The sequence below is a fragment of the Paenibacillus rhizoryzae genome (assembly GCF_059686995.1).
The window spans coordinates 568,551-593,370 of record NZ_JCAALT010000006.1 but is presented as its reverse complement, the minus strand read 5'-3'; the positions used below and the strand labels follow the sequence as shown (position 1 = coordinate 593,370).

19 protein-coding genes, 11 tRNA genes, 1 rRNA gene and 1 pseudogene are annotated in these 24,820 nt (G+C 48.5%); 29 read left to right on the top strand and 3 right to left on the bottom strand.

Annotated features, from left to right (window positions below; all coding sequences use genetic code 11):
• The 22 genes from AC6ESO_RS20620 to AC6ESO_RS20515 form a co-directional block, all read left to right on the top strand.
• Positions 1-102 (top strand): 23S ribosomal RNA (locus tag AC6ESO_RS20620); the annotation flags it as partial.
• Between the two features lie 108 nt (positions 103-210).
• A tRNA-Asn gene (locus tag AC6ESO_RS20615) sits at positions 211-286 on the top strand.
• 4 nt (positions 287-290) lie between these two features.
• Positions 291-366, top strand: a tRNA-Thr gene (locus AC6ESO_RS20610).
• Positions 367-383: 17 nt separating this feature from the next.
• Positions 384-458, top strand: a tRNA-Glu gene (locus tag AC6ESO_RS20605).
• Between the two features lie 18 nt (positions 459-476).
• Positions 477-552: transfer RNA gene (locus AC6ESO_RS20600), tRNA-Val, on the top strand.
• 6 nt (positions 553-558) lie between these two features.
• Positions 559-633 (top strand) — tRNA-Gln (locus AC6ESO_RS20595).
• A 9-nt stretch (positions 634-642) separates the two neighbouring features.
• A tRNA-Lys gene (locus tag AC6ESO_RS20590) sits at positions 643-718 on the top strand.
• 32 nt (positions 719-750) lie between these two features.
• A tRNA-Leu gene (locus AC6ESO_RS20585) sits at positions 751-830 on the top strand.
• Positions 831-1,128: 298 nt separating this feature from the next.
• Positions 1,129-1,971, top strand: a complete 843-nt coding sequence (locus AC6ESO_RS20580) for an ABC transporter ATP-binding protein (protein ID WP_497093000.1) — start codon at positions 1,129-1,131, stop codon at positions 1,969-1,971.
• A 161-nt stretch (positions 1,972-2,132) separates the two neighbouring features.
• Positions 2,133-2,207: transfer RNA gene (locus AC6ESO_RS20575), tRNA-Gly, on the top strand.
• A gap of 3 nt (positions 2,208-2,210) precedes the next feature.
• Positions 2,211-2,287, top strand: a tRNA-Arg gene (locus tag AC6ESO_RS20570).
• A 25-nt stretch (positions 2,288-2,312) separates the two neighbouring features.
• Positions 2,313-2,389, top strand: a tRNA-Pro gene (locus AC6ESO_RS20565).
• A gap of 9 nt (positions 2,390-2,398) precedes the next feature.
• A tRNA-Gly gene (locus AC6ESO_RS20560) sits at positions 2,399-2,472 on the top strand.
• A 330-nt stretch (positions 2,473-2,802) separates the two neighbouring features.
• On the top strand, positions 2,803-5,610 hold the full coding sequence (ppc, locus tag AC6ESO_RS20555) for a phosphoenolpyruvate carboxylase (protein ID WP_497092999.1): 2,808 nt from the start codon (positions 2,803-2,805) through the stop codon (positions 5,608-5,610).
• A gap of 129 nt (positions 5,611-5,739) precedes the next feature.
• Positions 5,740-6,663: an EamA family transporter gene (locus AC6ESO_RS20550; RefSeq protein WP_497092998.1), complete on the top strand. Its 924-nt coding sequence runs from the start codon at positions 5,740-5,742 to the stop codon at positions 6,661-6,663.
• Positions 6,660-7,226 (top strand): RNA polymerase sigma factor SigW, encoded by a 567-nt coding sequence (sigW, locus tag AC6ESO_RS20545; protein WP_090986482.1) that lies wholly within the window; start codon positions 6,660-6,662, stop codon positions 7,224-7,226. Before AC6ESO_RS20550 ends, sigW begins: the two co-directional genes overlap by 4 nt.
• Positions 7,227-7,348: 122 nt before the next feature.
• Positions 7,349-7,972 (top strand): zf-HC2 domain-containing protein, encoded by a 624-nt coding sequence (locus AC6ESO_RS20540; RefSeq protein ID WP_494821666.1) that lies wholly within the window; start codon positions 7,349-7,351, stop codon positions 7,970-7,972.
• A 138-nt stretch (positions 7,973-8,110) separates the two neighbouring features.
• On the top strand, positions 8,111-8,950 hold the full coding sequence (gene cdaA, locus AC6ESO_RS20535; RefSeq protein WP_494821665.1) for a diadenylate cyclase CdaA: 840 nt from the start codon (positions 8,111-8,113) through the stop codon (positions 8,948-8,950).
• On the top strand, positions 8,943-10,367 hold the full coding sequence (locus tag AC6ESO_RS20530) for a CdaR family protein (RefSeq protein ID WP_497092997.1): 1,425 nt from the start codon (positions 8,943-8,945) through the stop codon (positions 10,365-10,367). Before cdaA ends, AC6ESO_RS20530 begins: the two co-directional genes overlap by 8 nt.
• A 57-nt stretch (positions 10,368-10,424) precedes the next feature.
• Positions 10,425-11,771 (top strand): phosphoglucosamine mutase, encoded by a 1,347-nt coding sequence (gene glmM, locus AC6ESO_RS20525; protein ID WP_497092996.1) that lies wholly within the window; start codon positions 10,425-10,427, stop codon positions 11,769-11,771.
• A gap of 762 nt (positions 11,772-12,533) precedes the next feature.
• Positions 12,534-14,366 (top strand): glutamine--fructose-6-phosphate transaminase (isomerizing), encoded by a 1,833-nt coding sequence (gene glmS, locus AC6ESO_RS20520; protein WP_497092995.1) that lies wholly within the window; start codon positions 12,534-12,536, stop codon positions 14,364-14,366.
• A gap of 336 nt (positions 14,367-14,702) precedes the next feature.
• Complete coding sequence (locus AC6ESO_RS20515; RefSeq protein ID WP_497092994.1) at positions 14,703-15,617, top strand: phosphotransferase; 915 nt, start codon at positions 14,703-14,705, stop codon at positions 15,615-15,617.
• A gap of 503 nt (positions 15,618-16,120) precedes the next feature.
• On the opposite strand, the gene AC6ESO_RS20510 is transcribed toward AC6ESO_RS20515, so the two are convergent.
• Positions 16,121-16,669 carry a TetR/AcrR family transcriptional regulator gene (locus tag AC6ESO_RS20510; protein WP_497092993.1) on the bottom strand — a complete coding sequence of 183 codons (549 nt, stop codon included), beginning with the start codon at positions 16,667-16,669 and terminating at the stop codon, positions 16,121-16,123.
• 215 nt (positions 16,670-16,884) lie between these two features.
• On the opposite strand from AC6ESO_RS20510, the gene AC6ESO_RS20505 reads away from it, so the two are divergent.
• The 7 genes from AC6ESO_RS20505 to AC6ESO_RS20475 all read left to right on the top strand — a co-directional run bounded on the left by AC6ESO_RS20505 (position 16,885) and on the right by AC6ESO_RS20475 (position 23,722).
• Positions 16,885-17,934, top strand: a complete 1,050-nt coding sequence (locus AC6ESO_RS20505; RefSeq protein WP_497092992.1) for an NAD(P)-dependent alcohol dehydrogenase — start codon at positions 16,885-16,887, stop codon at positions 17,932-17,934.
• A 34-nt stretch (positions 17,935-17,968) separates the two neighbouring features.
• Positions 17,969-19,147 (top strand): MFS transporter, encoded by a 1,179-nt coding sequence (locus tag AC6ESO_RS20500; protein WP_497092991.1) that lies wholly within the window; start codon positions 17,969-17,971, stop codon positions 19,145-19,147.
• Between the two features lie 197 nt (positions 19,148-19,344).
• On the top strand, positions 19,345-20,319 hold the full coding sequence (locus tag AC6ESO_RS20495; protein WP_497092990.1) for an aldo/keto reductase: 975 nt from the start codon (positions 19,345-19,347) through the stop codon (positions 20,317-20,319).
• An 86-nt stretch (positions 20,320-20,405) separates the two neighbouring features.
• On the top strand, positions 20,406-20,801 hold the full coding sequence (locus AC6ESO_RS20490; RefSeq protein WP_497092989.1) for a (R)-mandelonitrile lyase: 396 nt from the start codon (positions 20,406-20,408) through the stop codon (positions 20,799-20,801).
• 414 nt (positions 20,802-21,215) lie between these two features.
• Positions 21,216-21,818 carry a hypothetical protein gene (locus tag AC6ESO_RS20485; protein ID WP_497092988.1) on the top strand — a complete coding sequence of 201 codons (603 nt, stop codon included), beginning with the start codon at positions 21,216-21,218 and terminating at the stop codon, positions 21,816-21,818.
• Positions 21,819-22,113: 295 nt separating this feature from the next.
• On the top strand, positions 22,114-22,476 hold the full coding sequence (locus AC6ESO_RS20480; RefSeq protein WP_497092987.1) for a phytanoyl-CoA dioxygenase family protein: 363 nt from the start codon (positions 22,114-22,116) through the stop codon (positions 22,474-22,476).
• A gap of 19 nt (positions 22,477-22,495) precedes the next feature.
• Entirely contained in the window at positions 22,496-23,722 is a 1,227-nt protein-coding gene (locus AC6ESO_RS20475; protein WP_497092986.1) for a Gfo/Idh/MocA family protein, read from the top strand.
• A gap of 256 nt (positions 23,723-23,978) precedes the next feature.
• Here AC6ESO_RS20475 and AC6ESO_RS20470 read toward each other — a convergent pair whose 3' ends face one another.
• Both AC6ESO_RS20470 and AC6ESO_RS20465 read right to left on the bottom strand, forming a co-directional pair.
• Positions 23,979-24,155 (bottom strand): IS3 family transposase, encoded by a 177-nt coding sequence (locus AC6ESO_RS20470; RefSeq protein ID WP_497093015.1) that lies wholly within the window; start codon positions 24,153-24,155, stop codon positions 23,979-23,981.
• A gap of 167 nt (positions 24,156-24,322) precedes the next feature.
• Positions 24,323-24,805, bottom strand: a pseudogene (locus AC6ESO_RS20465) (type I restriction endonuclease subunit R); the annotation flags it as partial.
• Positions 24,806-24,820 lie beyond the last annotated feature (15 nt).

Here is a 24,820-nt window from a genome sequence, read left to right as displayed (position 1 = left end):
AGTATGTAAGACCCCTGAAAGACGATCAGGTTGATAGGTTCGAGGTGGAAGTGCAGCAATGCATGCAGCTGACGAATACTAATCGGTCGAGGGCTTATCCTACGAACATTCCGCTCGGATGTTCAACTTCGGATCAAGATCAGCTAAATAAGACCTTCGCAAAGGTTCGTATCCAGTTTTCAGGGTGTTAGGTTTCCTGAATTATACTGTTCCCTGATAGCTCAGTTGGTAGAGCACTCGACTGTTAATCGAGTTGTCACAGGTTCGAGTCCTGTTCGGGGAGCCATTATGCTCTCATAGCTCAGTCGGCAGAGTGCATCCATGGTAAGGATGAGGTCACCGGTTCGATTCCGGTTGAGAGCTCCAGTGATTTTTTGTAAGATGGCCCGTTGGTCAAGTGGTTAAGACACCTCCCTTTCACGGAGGTAACAGGGGTTCGAGTCCCCTACGGGTCACCATTTTTTCATCTCTACTCCGGAGGCTTAGCTCAGCTGGGAGAGCATCTGCCTTACAAGCAGAGGGTCGGCGGTTCGATCCCGTCAGCCTCCACCAGTATACTGGGGATTAGCCAAGCGGTAAGGCAACGGACTTTGACTCCGTCATCCCTAGGTTCGAATCCTAGATCCCCAGCCATTTTAGTTTGAGTCATTAGCTCAGTTGGTAGAGCACCTGACTTTTAATCAGGGTGTCGTAGGTTCGAATCCTACATGACTCACCATTTTCACCTAATGAGAATGGACTTGTATATGCGCGCGTATGGCGGAATTGGCAGACGCACCAGACTTAGGATCTGGCGGGCGACCGTGGGGGTTCAAGTCCCTCTACGCGCATCACAAACAGAAGGCCCTCGTTGAGGGCTTTTTTGTGTATAACTCTGTAGATAACTATTGCATAAGTGCCGAATCGCTTGGTATGACTGCATTACTTATCCACAGTTTAGCCTGAATGTTGTGACAATTTACGCAAAAATAAACGGTTCTTCACAGAGTAGTGCAAGGTGTGGGGATATTATTTCAATCTACAAGCGCTAACACTTGACGAATTAACTGAGAATGATTATCATGATGTAGTACCTAATGAGAAATATTATCAAAGCAGGGCACTGTGTTCTGCAAGGAGCTGTAATAGATGAATTCTTTTATGACATCGAAACTTAATATCGGCTATGAGGAACGCCTTATTGTCGAGAACTTAAATATTATTATTCCTAAAGGTAAGATCACCGCGCTTGTGGGAGCTAATGGATCCGGTAAATCGACGATATTGAAGACGATGGCCCGTTTGATGTCCCCATCTGCCGGAACGGTGCTATTGGATGGGAAATCGGTACATAAACAATCCACGAAGGAAGTAGCGAAGCAGCTTGCTATCCTGCCACAGAATCCTACGGCTCCGGATGGTTTGACAGTGGCTGAGCTTGTCTCCTACGGGCGTTTCCCTTACCAGAAGGGTTTTGGCTCGCTCAGCAAGGAGGACCGCTCTGTCATCCAGTGGGCGGTTGAGAAGACGGGGATGACGGAATTCGCAGATCGGCCAATCGACCGTTTATCGGGTGGTCAGCGTCAACGTGCATGGATTGCAATGGCACTTGCTCAGCAGACAGATATGCTGTTCTTGGATGAGCCTACAACGTTCCTTGATATGACGCATCAGCTCGAAGTATTGGAGCTGTTGCAGCATTTGAACGAAACGGCTGGCAGAACAATCGTCATGGTTGTTCACGACTTGAATCATGCATCACGGTATGCACATCATATGATCGCCATTAAGAGCGGTAATGTGGTTGGTGAAGGAACGCCGGTTGCTGTCATGAATAAGGATATCCTCCGTGAGGTGTTTAGCATCGAGGCGGATATTATTCTGGATCCTCGCTCCGGCGTACCGCTTTGCTTACCTTACGCACTCGCTCGTACAGGAGCGCCTGCGGCGGTTCAGCAAGAGATACCGATGCCACTGAGTATGTCTGTCTAGAACTGTTAGGGCAGCTTAATACGAACCAATCATCGCCGGCCACAGCAGTGTGGCCGGCGATTGCAAAGGTATCATATTTTTTTTAGATAAAGGGTTGCATTTCATATTTCAGCATGATATATTATTACTTGTCGCGCTTGAGAAAAAGCGACTGACACAATGCGGAAGTGGCTCAGCGGTAGAGCATCGCCTTGCCAAGGCGAGGGTCGCGGGTTCGATTCCCGTCTTCCGCTCCATTAGTGCCCTTAGCTCAGCTGGATAGAGCATTTGACTACGAATCAAAAGGTCGGGAGTTCGAATCTCTCAGGGCACGCCATTCTTTAAATGCAGTAGATACATAACGGGATGTAGCTCAGCTTGGTAGAGCACCTGGTTTGGGACCAGGGGGTCGCATGTTCAAATCGTGTCATCCCGACCATCTTCTTCTGCGGGTGTAGTTCAATGGTAGAACTTTAGCCTTCCAAGCTAATAGCGTGGGTTCGATTCCCATCACCCGCTCCATAAAACGACATTCAAGGCCTTGGTACTCCAAGGCTTTTTATTTTTATATAGTCTGACCCTTTTTCTTCCATGCGTGAAAAAGCTTCAACCGACTGTTAATTTGTAGTATGATGGTTAAAGTTAAAAACCGACAATACGGGTTAAATTGGCTTATGTTGACGATTTTACGAGCTGGAATCTGAAAGTAAGTCGTATAAATACACAGGGTAAGTAGAATTCATGCGTTAAATCCGAAGATTTGCTTACGAGTGATTTTGCTCCGTTACACACACAAAGACTATGCTTACGAGGTGGTTTTGCATCATGCGAAACCTGGAGGAGGATTAGGGAATGTCGGAACATGCTGGAACGACTGTCACAACCAATCGACCGCAATCGAACAATTTGCTTCGCCGAGACGTTCGGTTCTTGGGGAACATTCTTGGGGATGTACTTGTCCACCAAGGCGGTCACGAGCTGCTGGAGAATGTAGAGAAAATCCGTGAGATGAGTAAAGCGCTGCGTGCGCAATTCCTGCCGGAGCTGTATGAAGAATTCACTGCAGTCATTGATGCTTTGAATCCTGAGACGCGTCATCAGGTTATTCGTGCGTTTGCGATTTATTTTCAACTCGTTAATATTGCGGAACAGAATCACCGCATTCGCCGTAAACGCGATTACGAACGTTCTGCTGGGGAAACGGTGCAGCCAGGATCGATCGAGAGTGCTATTCAAGTGCTCAAGGATCAAGGTATTGATGTAGACAATGTGAGAAGCATTATTGAAGATATTTCGCTTGAGCTCGTTATGACGGCACATCCAACCGAAGCTACGCGCCGCGCCGTGCTTGATATTCATCAGCGTATTGCAGCGGAAGTAATGGAATTGGACAACCCTACGCTGACTTACCGAGAGCGTGAGAAACTGCGTGAGAAACTGCTGAATGAAGTGCTGACTTTGTGGCAAACGGATGAGCTTCGCGATCGTAAGCCTACTGTTATAGATGAAGTGCGTAATGGCATGTACTATTTTGACGAGACATTGTTCGAAGTGCTTCCTAGCGTATATGAAGAGCTTGAGCGTTGCTTGGATAAGTACTACCCAGAAGAGCGCTGGCATGTGCCTACGTATCTCCGCTTCGGTTCGTGGATTGGCGGCGACCGTGACGGAAACCCGTCGGTAACGGCTAAAGTAACTTGGGAAACTTTAACGCTGCAGCGCGGACTTGTACTGGAAAAGTATGAGGAGCTGCTGAAGGAAGTTATGAGCCAGCTCAGCTTCAGCACGAATATCATTGAAGTATCTGCTGAATTGCTGGAATCGATCAAGAGTGATCGTGAGAAGATCGACACGCGCAGTGTGGATCTATGGCGTAACGATAAAGAACCTTACCGGGTTAAACTCGGCTATATGCTGGAGAAGCTTGCTAATACATCGAAGGATACGCCTAAAGGTTCAGTCAAGCGCTATAACAGCGCGGATGAGCTGAAAGAGGACTTGTATATCATCGACAGAAGCTTGCGTAATCACTTTGCCGATTATGTTGCGGATACGCATATTCGTAAACTGATTCGCCAAGTCGAGTTGTTTGGATTCCATCTCGCTGCATTGGACGTTCGTCAGCACAGCAAAGAGCATGAGAATGCGATGACTGAAGTGCTTGCCAACATGAACATCGTGGATAATTATGCGTCTCTGACAGAAGACGAGAAGATCGAGCTGCTGCACAAATTGCTGAACGATCCGCGTCCGCTTACTTCGCCGCATTTTGACTATTCCGAGAGCACGCGTGAGTGCTTGGATGTTTACCATACGATTTATCGTGCACAAGCTGAGTTCGGCGTGAACTGTATCTCCAGCTACCTGATCAGCATGACGCAGGGCGCGAGCGATATGCTCGAAGTGATGGTGTTTGCGAAAGAGGTCGGTTTGTTCCGCAAGGAATCGAACGGTCAAGTTCGTTGCACCTTGCAGGCAGTACCTCTATTCGAAACAATCGACGATTTGCATGCGGCACCTGGCATTATGGAGCAGCTGTTTGCACTGCCTATCTACCGTCAGTCTGTTGAAGCGCGCGGGAATCTGCATGAGATCATGCTTGGTTACTCCGACAGCAACAAAGACGGCGGCGTGGTTACGGCGAACTGGGAGCTGCGCGTAGCGCTTAATGCGATTACAAGTGCAGCTAAGAAATTCGACGTAAAGCTGAAGTTCTTCCACGGTCGCGGCGGAGCGCTTGGCCGCGGCGGTATGCCGCTGAACCGCAGTATTCTCGCACAGCCTCCGCATACAGTTGGCGGCGGTATTAAGATTACGGAGCAAGGGGAAGTGTTATCGTCCCGTTACTCCATGAAGGGTATTGCTTACCGCAGCTTGGAGCAAGCGACTTGGGCGCTGGTTACAGCTTCGCGTTTGGCGAAATATCCGGAACAAGAAGCAGGAGCAACTGCGGAGTGGGATGAGATCGCACGCGGCATTTCGGAGACTGCGCTGACGAAGTACCAAGATCTGATTTTCCGTGATCCGGATTTCATGACGTTCTTCAAAGAGTCGACGCCACTTCCAGAGGTTGGCGAGCTGAATATCGGTTCCCGTCCTGCAAAACGCAAAGGAAGCGACCGTTTCGAGGATCTCCGTGCAATTCCGTGGGTATTCGCATGGACGCAAAGCCGTTACTTGCTGCCTGCATGGTATGCAGCCGGAACGGCACTGCAAGGGTATGTCGCAGGTGACGAGAAGCGTATGAACACGCTGCGCGTCATGTACGAGAAATTCCCGTTCTTCACCACATTAATTGACAACTTGCAAATGGCGCTTGCGAAAGCCGATCTGCAAATTGCGAAAGAATATGCCGGTATGATTTCAGACACGACGATCCGGGAACGCATCTTCACTCAAATCGAGGAAGAATATGCAATGACGTCCTCGTTCATTTTGCAAATCACTGGCCAAGCGGACATTCTGGATAACGTACCTGTTATCCAAGAGTCGATCCGTCTGCGTAACCCGTACGTAGATCCGCTGAGCTACATGCAAGTGCAGCTCTTGAAGGAACTGCGCGAGAAACGTGAGAAGGGTGAAGCCGACGATCCGGAGCTGCTGCGTGAAGTGCTGCTCACGATCAACGGAATAGCGGCGGGACTTCGTAACACGGGTTGATGTAAACATCATGCCTTCGCCAAATGGAGCATAACTTTCATACAAGGGGCTGGACGCCCGGACAGCTGTTGTCCGCCCGGGGTCCGGCCCTTTTTCTCGTTGTTATCCGGCAAGGGGAGGCGGCTGCGCATGAAGCGGGATCCGATGTACTGGCTATCTCTTCTTTGTGTGCTGATAGGGGCTGCAAGCTATGGTTTGACGTCAGCTCTTATTAAGAAAGCGTTCGCGGCCGGCTTTACGCAGGGGCAAGTGACCGTCCATCAGATGGGCATAGCGATGGTGATGCTATGGCTGATTGCGCTACTGCGGTGGAAGCGGTGGCAGAATCCTCTTCGCGGATCTTGGCTGAAGCTTGTTCTGATCGGTACATGCGGACCTGCGATGACGACAATTCTATATAATGCGGCACTGCAGCGGTTGGACGCTTCGCTGGCGATAGTATTGCTTTTTCAGTTTACATGGATTACCATCTTGCTAGACAGCATTCAGAAACGGACATGGCCCGGCAGATTACGTTTGCTGGCGATTGTCGTCGTTATGATTGGCACGGTGCTTGCCGTAGGGTTGCTGGAGAGCGGGCTGACTAAGGTGAGTGTCTCCGGAGTCTTGGCAGGATTCTTATCTGCCGTGTCTTATAGCTTGTTTATTTGGTGGACGGGACAGCTTGAGGGGCAGCAGGATACTGTCATACGCTCCGCTGTCATGGTCAGTGCAGGTTTTATACTCATTACGCTTCTCTATGGCTCTGGGGCCTTCTCAGCAAGTCGAGAAGCAGCGCTGGTTGGCTGGGGATTGCTTCTTGGTACATTGGCCCAAGTTATACCCACATTGTTGTTTAATATCGGAATTCCCCGCATTGGCAGCAGCTTGTCTGCATTGCTCGGCGCCGTGGAGCTGCCGGTGGTGATAGTGACGGCATGGATAATCCTTGGAGAGCCGCTTAGCGTGTGGCGAGTAGTTGGTATCTTGCTTATTATTGCAGGGATCGGAATAGCCGAATTGCCGACCGGTAAACGGAAGGGGAACTCGGCGCGTTTGGAGGAGAAGCATTGAAATCAGTTGAGGCGAGATTAGCCAAGTTAGCTTTGAAAGGCGACCAACGGGCTTTTGCAGAGCTTGTGGAGCTTTATCAGGACAAGCTTTATCATATGTCATACCGTATGCTGTACAACCGTCAGGAAGCAGAGGATGTTGTACAGGATGTATTTTTGCGTGTATACAAAAATTTAGAGCGTTACGATGATACGATGAAATTCTCTACTTGGATCTACCGGATCGCCACGAATTTATGTATCGACCGGTTGCGGAAGAGAAAACCGGTGTACTCCTTAGATGCGGAGTCTGGTGAGCATGAGGGTCTTGATGGGTATGCCATGATCCCAAGCGACAACCGCACGCCGGAGAGCGAGATGCTGCTGTCGGATACGCAGCGAATCATTCATCAAGCGATTGAGACGCTGCCGGCTAAGTATAAATCGGTGATGGTGCTTCGTTACTTAGAAGAGCTGTCCTTGCAGGAAATCGGCGATGTGCTCGATATGCCGGTAACGACGGTGAAAACCCGTGTCCATCGCGGCCGGGAGTTCCTGCGCAAGAAGCTGGAGCATAAGCTGTAGGCAGAGGCGGATAAGGAAATAGTTAAATTTTGGTCAGGTGCGGATATTTAAAAAAAGTGAAACATCGCCGCCCCGAACACGTAACGTATACTACTGAACTAACGAAGAAAGGAATGGCTGCTATGAATTGCAACGTCGCCGTCATGCTGATGCATGATTATTTGGATGGTGAGCTGCCTCACGATGATTTGGCTGAATTGAAACTTCATATAGATTCCTGTGAATCATGCTGCACAAGGCTTGAGCAACTGGAACGGACGGAAGCGCTAACACATTCGATGATGGACACTCGTGTAACGATTTCGCCGCACCAATCCGCGCAGCTCACCGACCGTATTATGAGTTCGCTGCCGGTGAAACGCCGTAAAATCGGTTTTGCCAGCTGGGTTCGCAATCATCCTGCCGTCTCGGTTGCCGCTGTATTTGCCCTTGTGATGTTCTCAAGCTTCCTCGCTATGTGGCAGCAAGATAACGATCTCACTGTACGCGGTGGAGATCTTGCGCAAGTCATTATTGAAGGGGATACGGTTACTGTACCGGAAGGTGCTCATATCAAGGGAGACCTTACGGTTGAGAATGGCGAAGCAAACGTATTAGGCGATGTAGATGGCAATGTTACCGTGATTTCTGGTAAACTGTATCAAGCCTCTACCGCACATATATCCGGAGAAGTGAAGCAGATTGACCAGGCGCTGGACTGGTTTTGGTACAAAGTTACGCATTCCATCAGCAGTTTGGCCTATTGATTTATGACTGCCTCCTCTTGCGGGAGGTTTTTTTGTGAAAAAAAAAGGATTTGCATCCCCGGTTCTAGAAAATAATAAAGTTAGAAATCCGATAAAAGAATTAAAATGCCCAGGCATTTGGTCTTTGGGGGTTGGCAGATGAACTATTTCGCAGATTTGACTTGGAAAGAATGGATCAAAGATCTCATTGATATTTCCGTTGTTAGCTATATTATCTATAAATTGATTCTGCTTGTCCGAGGTACACGAGCCGTTCAGCTGTTAAAAGGGATCATCGTCCTGGTTGCAACTTGGGCCGTCAGCACCTGGTTTAATTTGTATACGCTCAAGTGGCTTATGAATCAAATGTTTACGTTCGGGGTCGTTACGATCCTGATCATTTTTCAGCCTGAGCTTCGCAGGGCGCTGGAACAGCTCGGACGAGGCAGTCTGTTTAGTCGGTCCTCTGTAGTGGAGCGGGACATCAGTGATCGGATTGGCGAGATCATTAAGTCGCTTAATTATATGGCCAAGCGCAAAATCGGCGCATTGATCGTCTTTGAGCGCAATACCGGGTTGTCGGATTACATTGAGTCCGGGATCCAGATGGAGTCCCTCGTGAGCTCGGAGCTGCTCATTAATATCTTCATCCCGAACACGCCGCTTCATGATGGAGCCGTTATTATTCGAGGCAGTCAAATTATGGCTGCGGGCTGCTATTTGCCGCTGTCGGAGAATCCTTTTATCAGCAAGGAATTAGGGACAAGGCATCGTGCTGCGATCGGCGTCACCGAGGTATGCGATGCTGTGTCGATCGTGGTCTCGGAAGAGACGGGGCAGATTTCACTTGCAGTCGGCGGGATGATTGTTCGCGACATTAAAGAAGAATCGCTGATCTCGAAGCTGTTCGAAGAGCTGAACCCGAACTCCAAAGCGCGCGAGCGTCAAGGCGTGAAGAAACCTTTCTGGAAACGGAAAGGAGGCAATCAGCATGGATAAGTGGCTAAGTCACCCGACGGCGATTAAGATTCTCTCTCTGATGATCGGCATTCTGATGTGGGCCGTTGTACATTTCGATTCGGAGAAAACGCCTAATACGGTGGCAAATCTGACGGAAACGCAGGAGATTGATGCGGTTCAGGTAACACCGATAGGGATGGATGATAAGAATTATGCGCTGCGGCTGCTTGATCCCGAAGTCGTCCATTTGACGGTGCAGGGCTCGAAGTCGGATTTTCTGATTGCTTCACGTAACAATGACTATCAAGTCACGGTTGATCTCAGTCAAGCGACAGAGGGGCGCAAGGTGCTTCCGGTTAAGGTGAATCTGCCGCGTGGTCTGGAACTCATCGAAGTGCGGCCAAGCAACGTGACGGTCGTATTAGAGCGTATCGTTACGAAAGAATATGAGGTCACGGTTAAGACCGATGGCGTTCCGGGTAAAGGATATAAAATCGGACAGCCGGTCGTGAAACCAAACAACCGCGTACATGTAACGCTGCCGAAGGATCAGATGGATTTGGTCGCTTCGGTCGGAGGCACCGTATCGGTTGAGGGTGAAGAAGAGACGGTTAACGATAAGAAAATGAAGCTTATCGCTTACGATAAGGAAGGCAACGAGCTCACAGACGCGGTCATCAGTCCGAGCGTGGTCGAAGTGGAAATTCCGATTACGAAGCCGTTTAAGAAGCTGCCGTTGCAAATTGGCTTTACGGGTAAGATTCCAGATGGGTATGCGATTGCATCCTTTAAGCAGAGCGTGGAGCAGATTACGGTATACGGACCACAAGACGTGCTGGACAAGTATGATTATTATGATGGCATTACAATTGACTTGTCCAAGCTAAAAGAATCAGGTACGATGGAGCTCGATATCCCACAAATAGAAGGAATTGCCACGGTAGATCCGCTGACAGTCACATTCGATTATTCGATTGTGCCTGCCGAGACGAGAGTAATGTCGCATTTGCCGGTGAAGATGATTGGTCTATCCGAAGGCTTGAACGCCAAAGTAACGCTGCCTCCAAACGGCATGGTCGATGCTATTGTGAAAGGCGCTTCGAATGTTCTGGCTGCGCTTGAATCCAAGGATGTCCAGCTGATTGCGGACTTAAGCGGACTCGGACCGGGCAGTCACGATGTGCCGCTTGAGGTACATCTTCCGCGGTTCGTCGATCAAGCTCCAAATGCGCCGATTACCATTACGGTGGAAATTACAGACAGTACGGAGACGACTACCGATCCAAACGGTAAGGGAGATACCGGAGGAGATCCGGCGACGACTCCTGATTCCGAGGCTGTGAATGGCGGGCAAGATGCAATAACCGGAGATGAACCAGCCGGTGAGACTAAAGGCAATAGTGAAGGCACGACAAACTCGAGTCCAAACTCGAACACAGGAACATCGGTGCCGTAGAGTGCCCGATTGTTGCTTGATGCATATTTTAGATTAGATAAAGGGGATTTTGGAACAATGGGAAAATATTTTGGAACAGACGGTGTACGCGGTGTCGCAAACCGCGAGCTCACGCCTGAGCTTGCTTATAAAATCGGCCGCTGCGGCGGCTACGTTCTTGCTGGTCAGGCTGAGAAGCCGAAGGTGGTTATCGGGCTCGATACCCGTATTTCCGGTCCAATGCTGGAGGCATCGCTAATTGCGGGTCTGCTGTCCATTGGGGCAAGTGTTGTACGTATCGGCGTTGTATCGACGCCAGCGGTTGCATACTTAACACGAGTGCTGGGTGCGGATGCGGGTGTCATGATTTCCGCTTCGCATAATCCGGTAGAAGATAACGGCATTAAATTCTTTGGCGGAGACGGATACAAGCTCTCCGATGATACAGAGCTTGAGATCGAGCGCTTGATGGATGCAGAAGTAGATGAATTGCCGCGTCCTGAAGGCGGCGATATCGGTACAGTAACCGTAGATGAAACGGCAAAACGCCAATTTATCGATTTCTTGAAAACGACGGTTTCGCATTCTTTCACAGGGTTAAAGATTGTGCTCGACTGTGCGAACGGTTCCGCGCATTCCATTGCGCCAACTGTGTTCCGTGAGCTTGGTGCAGAGATCATAACGGTCGGCGCTGAGCCGAATGGCCTGAACATCAACGATGGCGTAGGTTCGACGCATCCGGAGTATCTGCGTGAAGAAGTGCTGAAGCATGGCGCGGATTTCGGTCTTTCCTTCGACGGCGACGCGGATCGTTTGATCGCAATTGACGAGAATGGCGAAGAAGTCGATGGCGACTATATTCTGTGCATTTGTGGCGACGCGATGAAGCGGGCAGGCAAGCTGAAGAACGATACCGTTGTAACGACAGTTATGAGCAACATCGGCTTCTTCAAGGCTGCCGGCAAAATCGGTTTGAACACGGCACAAACGGCGGTCGGTGACCGTTACGTGATGGAAGAGATGCGCCGCGGCGGATATAACTTGGGCGGCGAGCAATCCGGCCATGTTATTTTCCTCGATTACAATACGACTGGTGACGGTATTCTGACTGCCTTGCAGTTGACGGATACGCTCGTCGGTTCCGGCAAGAAGCTAAGCGAACAGAAAACATTGATGCGCAAATATCCGCAAGTGCTGATTAATGTGCGCGTTGCCGATAAAAGCACGTATAAGGACAATCCGGCGATTGCTGCGGTGATCGCTGAAGTGGAGCAGGAGCTTGGCGACAACGGTCGTGTACTCGTGCGCCCATCGGGCACAGAGTCGCTTATCCGCGTCATGGCAGAAGGTCCGGATAAAGAGCAAGTCGAGGCTTATGTAGCCCGTATCGTGGACACGGTGCGCGCAGAGCTTGGTGCAGAGTAGTAAATTGCGGCATTATCGTTCATAACTTTATGTGATCGGGCAACCCTAGACATACGCAGTTACTGCGAGCGTCTAGGGTTGCTTTTGCAATGAAAGGATCGTGCGGAGTAAGATAAGCATTTGGAAATTATGTGCGGTTTGTAAACGGTTACCACAATTATTTGTTGCACCATAGCATAAAAATGAATATAGTAGGAGAAGTATCATTCAGGAAGCGAAAGTGAGGATAGAGGTTGTAAGCAAGTCAAAGCGCCAGAGCTTGCAAGGGTTTGTACAGTTGCTGCACGGTCCATACGGAAATGGCCATGCGGGTAATCGGGTGTATAAAGCGGCAAGCTGACGAGGTGGAGGTGTTCGGAATGTTCGGCGGGGACCTCCCGGTATTGCATTTAACCGTAAGCCGATACTCAAATAGACCGGGCGACCGGGCTGACAAAGGGTCGGTAAAATGCTCCATAGGATTTAAAAAGCACCTGCGGCAACGGAGGCCGGAGTGCGTCGATTTGAGATTGTAGACGTTCAAGTCACGGGTAGTGGCAGCAACCCATAGTGGGGCTGTCTCTATTGCGTTGTGTTCGGACTCATTTCTTGTTATTTTCCAAAACGCACGGAAGGTGCGCTTTCTTTCTTATTGCCTTTTTTGATATTTCGAACCTTAGCAGGGACGATGCCGGCGAACGGAGACGGCTTTGTGCCGACCGATTCATTATTCATGGCAACCGTTGAAGCGGGGTAAACTACCCAATACGGAGGTCTATTCATATGTGTGGAATTGTAGGATATATTGGTAAAAGGGATTCGCAGGATATTTTGATCGAGGGTTTGAAGAAGCTGGAATACCGCGGTTATGACTCGGCGGGTATTGCTGTGTTCACGAAAAATGGTCTTGAAGTGCGCAAGTCGATCGGTCGTCTTGCAAACCTCGAGCAGAAGTTAGACGGACAGCCGCTTGAAGGCTCCGTTGGTATCGGTCATACGCGTTGGGCTACACATGGTAAACCATCAGATGCTAACTCCCATCCGCATACAGACAACACGCACAAGTTCTCTGTTGTGCACAACGGCATCATCGAGAACTATCTGGATTTGAAGGATGAGCTGATTGCAAAAGGCTGCAAGTTCGTTTCTGAAACTGATACAGAGGTTATTTCCCACCTTGTTGCCGATGAGTACGATGGCGATATCGTGAAGGCTGTACAACGTGCGGTTAAACGGATGCGCGGTGCTTATGCGCTGGGCGTATTGACGGAGTATGAACCAGAACGTTTGGTTGCCGTACGTTTCGCTAGCCCGCTCGTTATCGGCGTTGGCGAAGGCGAGAACTTCATTGGATCGGATATCCCGGCTATTCTGGAGCATACGCGCAATGTGTATATTCTGAATGACGGCGAAATGGCGATTTTGACGAAAAACGGTGTCGAATTGATGACGACTGAAGGCGAATTTATTTCCAAGGAAATATTCCATGTCGATTGGGACTTGGTAACGGCGGAGAAAGCCGGATTCGATCACTTCATGTTGAAAGAAATTTATGAGCAGCCAAAAGCATACCGCGACACGATGATGGGCCGTATCTCGGATGACGGACGTTCCGTAGAGCTGAACGAAATCAGCATGACTGCGGATGAAATTCGTGCGATCCGTAAGATCCACATCGTAGCTTGCGGTACGGCGATGCATGCCGGGTTGGTTGGTAAAACGGTTCTTGAGAGCCTGGCTCGCATTCCGGTTGAAACGGATGTAGCGTCGGAGTATCGTTACCGTTCCCCAATCATTACGCCTGACACGCTTGTAATCGTAGTTAGCCAATCCGGTGAGACAGCTGATACGCTGGCTGCACTGCGTGAAGCTAAGCGCTGCGGCGCACGTGTGCTGGCGATCACGAATGTCGTTGGCAGCTCAGTTTCCCGTGAAGCGGATGATGTCATGATCACGCAAGCAGGACCTGAGATTGCAGTTGCTTCGACGAAAGCATACACATCCCAATTGATCGCGTTCTACCTGCTTGGTTTGTTCTTGGCGGATACGCTAGGAACAAGGGACAAAGAATGGATTGCTGACGTTGTAACAGCAATGCATCAATTGCCTGAGCAAGTGGAAAGCATTCTTGATAAAGCTAACGTGCTTAAGCAAGTCGCTGAATCTCTGGCGAAGCATAACAACCTGTTCTTCATCGGCCGCGGGGTTGACTTTGCAGTGGCACAAGAAGGCTCGCTGAAGCTGAAAGAAATCTCCTACATTCACTCCGAGGCTTATGCAGCGGGTGAGTTGAAGCACGGTACGCTTGCTCTGATCGAAGAAGGCATTCCGGTGATTTCGTTGATCACGCAAGAAGATCTGTATGAGAAAACACTCAGTAACATTAAAGAAGTAAAAGCTCGCGGCGCGCATGTACTCGGCGTAGTGAACGAAGGCTTCGAGGAAGAAGTTGCGAAATCGGTTGATGAGCTCTTCGCGATTCCGAAGACGCTGCCGCTTCTGTCGCCGGCATTGTCGGTTGTTCCACTTCAGCTGATCGCTTACTATGCGTCGCTGGCACGAGGTAATGATGTGGATAAACCGCGTAACCTTGCGAAGTCGGTAACGGTTGAGTAGGGTATAAAAGTAGTAATACTATTGTGAATGCGTTAAATATTATGTGTAACTGAGAAATACAGATTGTAACTGGTAAATAAACTTAGTAACTGTAAATTATACTGTGTAACTATTTAAATTAGGTTGCCCGCAAAGGGCAACCTTTTTATTTTGTTTTGATTCCTTTTAGAACTGCTGGCTGGCACGGCTCTTGATATTGACATGGAATTACGTATAAGTCGTTATGAGATTTACTTGAACAAATGGGAAAGCCTGTTCCGCTAACGGGCAGTTATGCGTATCTTCCAGGGAATGTAAACATCTAAATATCGTAAGGAACGAGGAGGCAGACAATTCATGGGAGGAACGAATGTATGGGATGCGGAGTGGGAGGTTAACGAAGAGCAGGCGCGGACGCTGATCGGCAGACAGTTCCCTCAGCTGTCATCGAAGCAAGTGAAGCGATTGGGCTGGGGCTGGGACAATACGGTTTTTCTCATCGGTGACGAGTACGTGTTCCGGTTTCCAAGAAGAACGATTGCAGTTGGCTCGATTCGTATGGAAGGGAAGCTGCTGCCGAAGCTGGAGGCATATTTGACCATCCCCTATCCGAAACCGTTGTTTTATGGCGAAGCAAGTGACGAATACCCGGCACCATTTCTTGGCTATGCCTACGTGCCAGGAGATTTCCCAATCGGTTTGACGGAAGAACGCCGGGCTTTATCGGCAGAGACGCTGGCGAAATTTTTGCGGAGATTGCATGAGTTTCCGGTGCAGGCGGCGCTGAAGTGCGGAGTTCAGCAAGATCATCGAAACTTGACGGACATAGCATCGCGCAAAGTGAAATTGGAGGGCTTTCTATCGAAGGTGGTTGAACACTTGTCGCCGGAGGAGTCCGGTGTGATCGAAGCGTATATTAGCAGGCTGCAAAAGGACCGTGTCGAGGCGGTGAATGCACTGCTACATGGCGATCTTCATTTCAAAAATATGCTTGTGAATGAGAACGGGATCGTTTCCGGCATCATTGATTGGGGCGATCTGAGCGTAGGCCATCCGGCTTGCGATTTGAGCGTTGCTTATAGCTTTTTACCACCTTACGCGCGCGGCGTGTTTTTCGAAACGTACGGAGGAGCGGACGAGGAAACGAAGCTGCTGGCGCGGCTGATCGCGGTATACATCCCCATACTGATCTTAATGCAAGCGGTCGATGACGGGAATGATGCGATTGCGGCAGAGGCGAAATCCAACATCATGCGGGCACTGTCGAATTAGGCTCATTATTTCGTTGCGGCTATGGGGCTATGGCTATCGGCACCATTTTGTCGTTTAAAGGCCGCGATAAGGTACGATCCGCCTTCTCTGATGCCGCTTTATGTTGAGGAACAGGAAATTCAACAGAGTAAGTCGTTGCGCTAACGGGCACGTTAGTTTAACCATATCAGTTCAATAAGGGGTGGACAGCTACGAACTATCGCAGCTGTCCATTTTCAATTCAAGTATGTTCTTGTCCGTTATTCAAGCAAGTTCTTGTCGCTACACACAACACAACGGTGCAACCAAAGATAGTTGGTTTGTGCATTTAGCACTTACGGTTGGAACGCCAGAAGATACGATTTGGTTTACACCTGTTAAGGATGATTGGTTTGATAAATTATAAAAGCACAATAAATAAAAATCAGAAAGGCCCATTGTGAGGTCTTTCTGATTTATTTCTCACATTTAGTTGCCCGTGTTCAAGTGGAATTGCTATGCGGTCATCCTGCTTTGGATTGTGATTATAGACTGCGTCCTAATAATACACCGACTTGCCTTGCCATTACTTGAGGTGGGTAAGGCATTCCGCTATTAATCCACCATTCGATTATGCCTACATAAGCCGTACCCGCGTATTGCAGCATAATATCATCACTAAGTCCTGTATTCTTACCGCTCTCTCTGTCGATCTCAGCTTTGAAGCCTTCCTTAAATGAAGCAAGCAAACGAGTTCTAAAGGCAGAAGGAGCTTCTTTACTGGCTAACATAGTCGAAAAAAACAAATAATTTCTCTCGAAGTATTCAAAATAAGGAACAAGTGCTTCATTCCAATCCATCTCACATGCCCAACTATCCATCGCTTGCATTTCATTAAGATGGGCTTCGATGAGCTTCTCCAATAAATCGTATTTGTCTTCATAATGAAGATAAATCGTTCCTCGATTTACATTTGCCCGATCTGCGATATCTTGAATCGTAATATCATCGAAACTCTTTTCGCTCATCAGTTCAAGAACCGCTTTTTTCAAGGATTCCTGCGTCTTCATAATTCTTCGATCCACTTTTGCCATTACAGCCCCACCAAACTCTTTATTTTATTAGACAGATTTCGTTTTTCTGTTGAGATATTGACACATTGCTTGATTTTAACCATTGAGTAACTGTTACTTCACAATATAATAATAGACATGAGTTGATTAAACAAATCAATATGTTTTTTTGATTGCTGTTCATAAGTCAATAATGGCTCATGTAAAAAATATGAAATCCTTGGAGGTTATATACGATGATTACTGCTCATGCACGTGCTACATTCAGCCCTGAAGGTCCATTCAAGCTTACAACGATCGAGCGTAGAGAGCTTGAACCGCATGATGTCCTAATTGAAATTAAATATGCCGGAATTTGCCACTCTGACATTCATACAGCCCGCGGGGATTGGGGGCCGGTAAAGTATCCGCTTGTACCGGGTCATGAAATCGCCGGTATTGTCGCAGCTGTTGGCGCGGCAGTTACAAAGCATGCAATCGGCGATCGAGTAGGGGTAGGATGTATGGTTGATTCATGCAGAGAGTGCGCACATTGCAGCAAAGGTGATGAACAGTATTGTTTGAATGGAAATACGGGAACCTATGCTGCAACCGATAGATATGGTCAATATACTCAAGGCGGTTACTCCACCCATATCGTAGTGACAGAAGACTTCGTGGTTCGAATTCCTGACAGCATCGGATTAGATGCCGCTGCGCCGCTGCTGTGCGCCGGAATTACAACCTACTCGCCGCTGCGCCACTGGGGAGCTGGTCCTGGCAAGAAGGTTGCCGTCGTTGGATTTGGCGGACTTGGTCATATGGCGGTCAAGCTCGCACATGCCATGGGAGCAGAAGTTACGGTACTATCACAAACCTTGAAGAAGCAAGAAGATGGACTACGCCTCGGTGCAAGCCATTATTATGCGACAAGTCATCCAGACACGTTTAAGATATTGGCAAATTCTTTCGATTTGATCATTAATACGGTTAGTGCGCCAATTGATACAAATGCGTACCTTTCATTACTCGCGCTGGACGGTACTCTAGTGAATGTCGGTGCCCCGGCCGAACCGATGTCCATTAACGTATTCCCACTTATCCTTCATCGTCGCTCGTTCGCAGGCTCTACAATCGGAGGGATTCGCGAAACGCAAGAGATGCTTGATTTCTGTGCAGAGCACATGATTACTCCCGAGATCGAGGTTATTTCTGCCAACCAGATTGATGAGGCATGGGAACGCGTCTTAGCTTCTGATATAAGATACCGTTTTGTCATTGATATCAGCACAATGATTGACGAGTAACAGGTCCCCCTTGAAGGACCTGGAAGGAATAATTATGAAAACTGAGCGAAATCAATTGCTTGTCTATATCTTGACCCTTGGTGTATTCGGTATCCTTAATACCGAAATGGGCGTGATCGGTATCTTGCCACTGATAGCGGATCATTACCATGTGAGCATCCCATCCGCAGGGTTAATCGTGAGTTTATTTGCGCTTGCAGTTGCCGTCTCTGGGCCGATATTGCCATTACTCTTCTCGGGGATGAACCGTAAGTATGTGATGTTGCTTGTGCTTGGCATCTTTATTGCAGGCAGCCTTGTTTCTGCCTTCACTTCAAATTTCATGGTGTTATTGGTTGCACGGGTTATTCCGGGCTTTTTCCATCCGGTTTATTGTTCATTGGCGTTTACAGTCGCAGCAGCAACTGTCAGCAAGGAAGATGCTTCAAAGGCGGTTGCAAAAGTATTCATTGGCGTGTCTGCGGGAATGGTGCTCGGCGTACCGGTTTCAAGTGTAATCGCATCCGCCACTTCGCTTTCCTATGCGATGTTGTTCTTTGCCGCAGTAACACTGATCGCTTTCATCGCGACACTACTGTTCGTACCTTCAATGCCTGCTTCGACAAGGCTCACTTACGGTACTCAATTGCGTGTTCTACGAAGAGGAATGACTTGGTTCTCCATTGCCGGTGTTATCTTCATGAACGGAGCCGTGTTCGGGGTGTACAGTTACCTTGGCGAGTATCTGAAAACCGTGACGCATTATGCTTGGAACACAATCAGTTTGATGTTGTTCATGTACGGTGTGGCCAACATTGTTGGAAACATGGTCGCTGGGAAGCTGCTGGCGAAGAGTCCATCTAGAACGGTTCTGTCTTATTTGTTCGCAATGCTTGCAGTTTACATCCTGCTTTTCATTTTGGGACAGTTCAGTATGCCTATGGCTTTCATAATCGTGATCTGGGGGATATTGGGCGGCATAGGAGGAAATATCAATCAATATTGGATCGTTTCTGCAGCACCAGAAGCTCCTGAGTTCGCGAATGGTATCTTTCTGACCTCAGCTAACTTAGGTACTACGATCGGTGCAGCAGTATGCGGGCTATTCATAACCGGTGTAAGTACGCAATACGTAGTACTTGGGGGAATCTTGTTCTTAATCCTAAGCGTCGGAACAATTTATCCAAGAATATATCGGAATGGTCAATTCTGGGAACTCAAAGGTGAAGGATAAGTCAACAGCTCTTGTTACTGGGGCGAATAGGTGAATCGGATATGAACTCGTCAAACAAATTTGCCTCGACGGGGTTCAAGGTTTTGTTGACAAGCAGGGCTAGTCGCAAACATTAACTTTTGAAGATTATTCGAATACAGAGAAATTAAGCAGATTATCCAGGTGGATGATTAGAGGAAATAAGGAGGAAGAAGAAAATGGACTACACGAAACTTGGGAATACCGGCTTGGATGTATCCCGGATTTGTCTTGGTTGTATGGGCTTTGGCGACTCCACGAAAGGGCATCATCAATGGGTGCTTGATGAGGAGCGAGCTCGTCCAATTATAAAAAAAGCGCTCGAGCTTGGAATCAATTTTTTCGATACAGCTAATGTGTATGCGGACGGAACAAGCGAGGAAATAGTTGGCGGGGCTTTAAAAGATTATGCAAACCGCGATGAAATTGTCATTGCAACCAAGATCCATGGGCGCATGCATCAAGGGCCCAATGGTGCCGGACTTTCCCGCAAAGCGATTATGAGCGAAATCGATAAGAGTCTAAAACGTTTGAAAACCGACTATGTTGATTTATACCAAATTCATCGCTGGGACTACCATACGCCCATTGAAGAGACCATGGAGGCGCTTCACGACGTAGTAAGGGCTGGGAAAGCACGATATATTGGTGCTTCTGCCATGTGGACGTGGCAGTTTCAGAAGGCGTTACATGTCGCCGAGCGGAATGGGTGGACGCGGTTTGTATCGATGCAAAACCATTTAAATCTCATCTACCGTGAAGAAGAACGGGAGATGCTACCGCTTTGCAAGGAAGAAAAGATCGGAATCATTCCTTATAGCCCGCTCGCTGGAGGGAGATTGGCGAGAGAGGAAGCAACACATCGTGCAGAAACTGATGAAATAGCAAAACAAAAGTACGATGCAACAATAGACGCAGATCAATTGGTTATAGACAGGGTTGCAAGTCTCGCGAATCAGCATGGTGTTCGCCGAGTTCATATTGCACTAACGTGGCTGCTGCATAAAGATCCAGTAACCGCGCCTATCGTGGGTGCTACGAAAATTTCCAATCTCGAAGATGCGAAAGCCGCGCTTTCCATCACATTAACACCCGAAGAGATCGCTTTTCTAGAAGAACCGTATGTACCGCACCGAGTCGTTGGTCATTTCTAAACGCAACGTGGGAGGTTACCTTTAATGTCTTTGGTACAAGCCAACTTTTTGCTAGTAGAATCACAGTCCAAATGGAGGAATTAATTATGGAAATCAGAAGAGTTGGAACACAACCTTCGGGCAAAGGACCATCGGATTACTTTACAGGTACAGTTCGCATCGATCCCTTAGTTGAAGCAACAGATCCAGCGCGAGTAGCTGCAGCAAGCGTAACGTTTGAACCGGGGGCACGGACTGCATGGCATATGCACCCATTGGGACAAACGCTGATCGTCACCGCTGGAAAAGGACGCGTCCAGCGCGAAGGTGGCCAAATTGAGGAAATCAGTCCAGGAGACGTAGTCTGGTTCCCGCCAGGTGAGAAGCATTGGCATGGTGCATCTCCGACCACAGCGATGACACATATTGCCATTCAAGAACGCCTTGACGGAAAAGCGGTTGAATGGCTGGAGAAAGTAAGTGACGAACAATATAGTTCCTAAGACCATCAAGCCGTAACATAGAAATGGAGGGATACTGTGAATAGCTGTGTGAAGGATAGAGAACATCTATTATCGTCCAATCAAATCATTCGTAGCATTGTCAATGAAATGATGGTGGAAGGCGAGAAGGTGATCCGCATTCATACGGCGTGGCAATTAGAGAACGGTTCTATCCTGCTCTACGAATATTCGTCCAGAAACAATCCCTCAAGCACGTTCATCATTTATGACAATTTGAATTGTTATGAACAAATATGTGAAGAACTTCAATGGATTTTAAAAGGGTAGAGGAATAGCTGCAGCAGTCTTAGACTACTTTATTGCGTCTAAGGCTGCTGTTGTTATTTAGTGCTCATCATATAATATCTGTCAGATATCGGACGGATTATCAATGAAGACACCAAGTGGATCGATATGTTGAGACGCATCTTGTACACGCGCAGCAGAGTCGTACCCGGGTATACGTTAAACTTTGGGTCCTGCCATCTGACAGACCCGGTATCCCGATCTTACGGTTTTTGGTCTGCGCTGCTGTCTCACGGCTTGTATTACGGCGATCTGCGGAAGCTGACCCAAGCGGAGAAGGAACATTACCGCAAATGGATCTCATGGGTAAAAACATATCGCGGCAAACATGATTTTTACGAAGACTTCAAAGCTTCCGATGTGTTTCCTCACCCGGATACCCCCGACCATCGGGACCGGAGATATGACCCGTATTCCTATTATGAAGCGGGAAGAATCGATACCTTTGCGGCAAAATGGGACGGTGCTGCGAAAGTAGATGAATTCGGCGAGGGGCTGATTCTCGTGTTCAGACCGGAACACAGCCAAGTGGAGTCCGATACGCTGCCCATGCCTTGGGTACAGGGAAATGCCAACTTCCTCTTAACCAGCGTGACTGAGGAAAAACCAATCGGCGTTTTCTCCGGGGAGGCGCTAAGAGCCGGGATTACGATCACGATAAGCGAATCGCCCGGCGTCATGGTGCTGGAGCTGGAAAGACAGTCGGAGTAGGTCACAGGGGAGGAAGTGCCGGCATGCGAGGGTTAATGAATAAGACGGCAATCGTCACGGGCGGTGCGCAAGGATTAGGGAAAGCCATCGTGAAGAGTCTTAGCGAGGAAGTCTGCAAAGTTTAGCTCCTGGATTTGCAGGAAGAAGGATCCGTTTCAATTTATTTTTTCAGATCTCAAGACTTTTTCAAATAAACGAATAAATAATATAAAAGGGGTTGTAAGGAAGAGGAGATATAGTATTTATCAGATCTTCTAGATCAAGACATTCTCCAGTTAACGAGGAAAACGGCGGCATGTTGATCGTGCCGAAGACGCAAGATTACGACATTGTCTGCCCGGAGGAAGTGGACAGCAACGAATCGTTCGCGGCACACTTTGTTAAACCGCCGAAGGATCGTCAAGCTATACCCACAATTAAGGATCGGGGAGACTTACTCTTTCTCAACGGCAACCTGATTCACGGCTCCTATCGCAACAAGAGCAAAAACCGCTTTCGTCGGGCATTCATTTGCAATTACGCAAACAATTCCTTGACCAAGATTGCAGACTACTACCGCCCTTGTACCACGTGGACGGCACAGTCATCAATAAAGAACCGAACGCCACGGGAGGCCCTTGCGGCGTGGAATTCGCCAATGTCTATCCGCACTGATTAAATCAAGAGGAGCTATGAAGATGGGATTAAAAATAGGTGTATTGGGCGCCGGCGGTCAGTTCGCCCCTTGCTTCATTCCGCTGTTTCAGGCACATCCCCTGGTGGACGATGTGTATTTGGCGGAAATTGTTCCCGAGCGCCTGAATGAAGTATCCCGCCGTTTCGGGATTTCGAACACGTTCTCCTCTCTCGAGGGCTTGTGCCGCAGCGATGTAGATGCGATCGCTATCTTTACGCAGCGTCATTTACACGGGGAACATACGTTGCAAGCGCTGCAGGCAGGCAAGCATGTCTATTGTGCCGTGCCGATGGCACAAACTCTGGAAGAAATATCGGCGATCATCGAGGAAGTGGAACGCCGTCGGCTCATCTATATGACGGGTGAAACGAGTTATTATTATCCGAGCACGATCTATTGCCGTGACCGCTTCGCCAAGGGTGACTTCGGTTCCTTTGTTTACGGAGAAGCGCAGTATATCCACGATATGGCTCACGGGTTCTACGATGCATACAAGTATTCTGGCGGCGAGCGCTGGAAACGGGTGGCCGGCATACCGCCGATGTATTATCCGACTCACTCGGTCAGTATGATTCTATCCGTAACTGGTGCTCGGGCCACGAAGGTGGCGTGTCTCGGATACGTGGATCAAAGCGGCGATGGTGTGTTTGGCAAAGGCAACAATTTATGGGACAACCCATTCAGCAATGAGACCGCTCTGGTTCGGACTTCGGATGGCGGCGTTTGTCGCTTCAATGAGCTCCGCAGGGCTGGTTGGTCAGGGAAGAACAGCGTCTATCTGAGCATGTTCGGAACCGAAGGCAGCTTCGAGGAACATGGTCTATCGCAGCTATGGTCGTCGTTGTCGCATGAGTTGACGGATATAAGCGACCTTATCGCATGCAATGGGTGGCTGGATGAAGAAAGTGCACGAGCGATAGCTCATGTCAGCAAAGAGCTGCAAGGCGATTTCCTCAAGGGTACGGCGAAAGTTCACCCTGCAGATCGTCTTCCTGCGGAATTCATCGACAAGCCGAACGGACATTTCGGCTCCCATCAATTCCTGGTCGACGACTTCGTGAAATCTGTTGTATCAGGCACTTTGCCCCCGAATCACGCATGGAGCGCAGCGAAATATTGCGCCCCCGGCTTGATCGCCCACCAATCGTCACTCAAGGAAGGTGAGTGGATGGATATTCCAGATTTTGGCAATCCCCCGGCGGATTGGGCAATGTTGAACCCCTATTGACTGTAGGCCAGAAGGGACCGTCCAATTCAAGATCGTAAAGGAAGGTTCTTGTGATGAGCATTATTTGTAAAGTCGTCATGATTACCTGACAAGGACTCAAGGGACGCTAGTTTGTCCGCACCTCGATTTTGGAGGTGAAACAACTTTGAGAGAACTTTTTCTAACAAGAGCTTATAATCAAGTAGGAAACGGATGCTCCTGGCATGTGTGAACTGTGACCCGTAAAGGAGACAGTCTATAAAAAGACTTTTCCGTATTACGCAGTTAGAAGATGGCTCCTGAACTCATCAGGAGTCATCTTTTTTAATGTCCATTGGAAGCGTTCAGAATTGTAATAATTAATGTGCTCATTGATCCGTATGCGCAGTTCCGCAAGGGATTTGCAATCGTTGTACTCAAGTTCGTCTTTCATGTGACCGAAGAACGACTCCATATAGGCATTGTCCCAGCAGTTTCCTTTCCGGGACATTGATTGTTTAAACCCAGCCTCTGCAACGAGGAGGCGGATTTTTAGGATGTGTGTAGTACATGCCTTGGTCAGAATGGAAGATCGCTTCAGGATGGACATTGCCATCCAGCCGTCTGATCTTGCTCAATGGGTCCGTCCCACTCAGGGTCGGCAAACAGTCGTGTTACATTGCGGAAATCCATGACAATAAAGTGTGTTTTTCCTTCCTTCTCACGGAGCCGAGTACCACGACCGATAATCTGCTTGAATTCAGTCATAGAGCCAATCATCTGGTCGAGGACAATCAACTTCGTCATCTTGCAATCCGCACCGGTGGAGAGAAGTTTCGATGTAGTTGCAATCACAGGGTACGGAGCAGAAACGGAGATGAAATAATCGAGTTTGCTCTTGCCATATACATCACTGCCTGTTATGCGAACCACATAATCCGGGTTGTTCTTTACCATATCCGAGTTAAGGTTAACCAACGCGATTCTCATCCGCTCGGCATGATCCTCGTTAGCGCAGAAAACAATTGTTTTCTGCATTCTATCCGTATTTTTTAAGTATTCCGTGATTTCCTTGGCGACCTCGTACGTGCGATCTTCGAGGATGATGTTGTAGTCAAAGTCGCTGTCTCATTGTCCCTC

What these genes read in the sequence shown, in the direction of transcription:
- AC6ESO_RS20580 (WP_497093000.1), top strand. Translation starts at nt 1,129, where the DNA reads ATGAATTCTTTTATGACATCGAAACTTAATATCGGCTATGAGGAACGC.
- ppc (WP_497092999.1), top strand. Translation starts at nt 2,803, where the DNA reads ATGTCGGAACATGCTGGAACGACTGTCACAACCAATCGACCGCAATCG.
- AC6ESO_RS20550 (WP_497092998.1), top strand. Translation starts at nt 5,740, where the DNA reads ATGAAGCGGGATCCGATGTACTGGCTATCTCTTCTTTGTGTGCTGATA.
- AC6ESO_RS20540 (WP_494821666.1), top strand. Translation starts at nt 7,349, where the DNA reads ATGAATTGCAACGTCGCCGTCATGCTGATGCATGATTATTTGGATGGT.
- cdaA (WP_494821665.1), top strand. Translation starts at nt 8,111, where the DNA reads ATGAACTATTTCGCAGATTTGACTTGGAAAGAATGGATCAAAGATCTC.
- AC6ESO_RS20530 (WP_497092997.1), top strand. Translation starts at nt 8,943, where the DNA reads ATGGATAAGTGGCTAAGTCACCCGACGGCGATTAAGATTCTCTCTCTG.
- glmM (WP_497092996.1), top strand. Translation starts at nt 10,425, where the DNA reads ATGGGAAAATATTTTGGAACAGACGGTGTACGCGGTGTCGCAAACCGC.
- glmS (WP_497092995.1), top strand. Translation starts at nt 12,534, where the DNA reads ATGTGTGGAATTGTAGGATATATTGGTAAAAGGGATTCGCAGGATATT.
- AC6ESO_RS20515 (WP_497092994.1), top strand. Translation starts at nt 14,703, where the DNA reads ATGGGAGGAACGAATGTATGGGATGCGGAGTGGGAGGTTAACGAAGAG.
- AC6ESO_RS20510 (WP_497092993.1), bottom strand. Translation starts at nt 16,669, where the DNA reads ATGGCAAAAGTGGATCGAAGAATTATGAAGACGCAGGAATCCTTGAAA.
- AC6ESO_RS20505 (WP_497092992.1), top strand. Translation starts at nt 16,885, where the DNA reads ATGATTACTGCTCATGCACGTGCTACATTCAGCCCTGAAGGTCCATTC.
- AC6ESO_RS20500 (WP_497092991.1), top strand. Translation starts at nt 17,969, where the DNA reads ATGAAAACTGAGCGAAATCAATTGCTTGTCTATATCTTGACCCTTGGT.
- AC6ESO_RS20495 (WP_497092990.1), top strand. Translation starts at nt 19,345, where the DNA reads ATGGACTACACGAAACTTGGGAATACCGGCTTGGATGTATCCCGGATT.
- AC6ESO_RS20490 (WP_497092989.1), top strand. Translation starts at nt 20,406, where the DNA reads ATGGAAATCAGAAGAGTTGGAACACAACCTTCGGGCAAAGGACCATCG.
- AC6ESO_RS20485 (WP_497092988.1), top strand. Translation starts at nt 21,216, where the DNA reads ATGTTGAGACGCATCTTGTACACGCGCAGCAGAGTCGTACCCGGGTAT.
- AC6ESO_RS20480 (WP_497092987.1), top strand. Translation starts at nt 22,114, where the DNA reads ATGTTGATCGTGCCGAAGACGCAAGATTACGACATTGTCTGCCCGGAG.
- AC6ESO_RS20475 (WP_497092986.1), top strand. Translation starts at nt 22,496, where the DNA reads ATGGGATTAAAAATAGGTGTATTGGGCGCCGGCGGTCAGTTCGCCCCT.
- AC6ESO_RS20470 (WP_497093015.1), bottom strand. Translation starts at nt 24,155, where the DNA reads ATGGAGTCGTTCTTCGGTCACATGAAAGACGAACTTGAGTACAACGAT.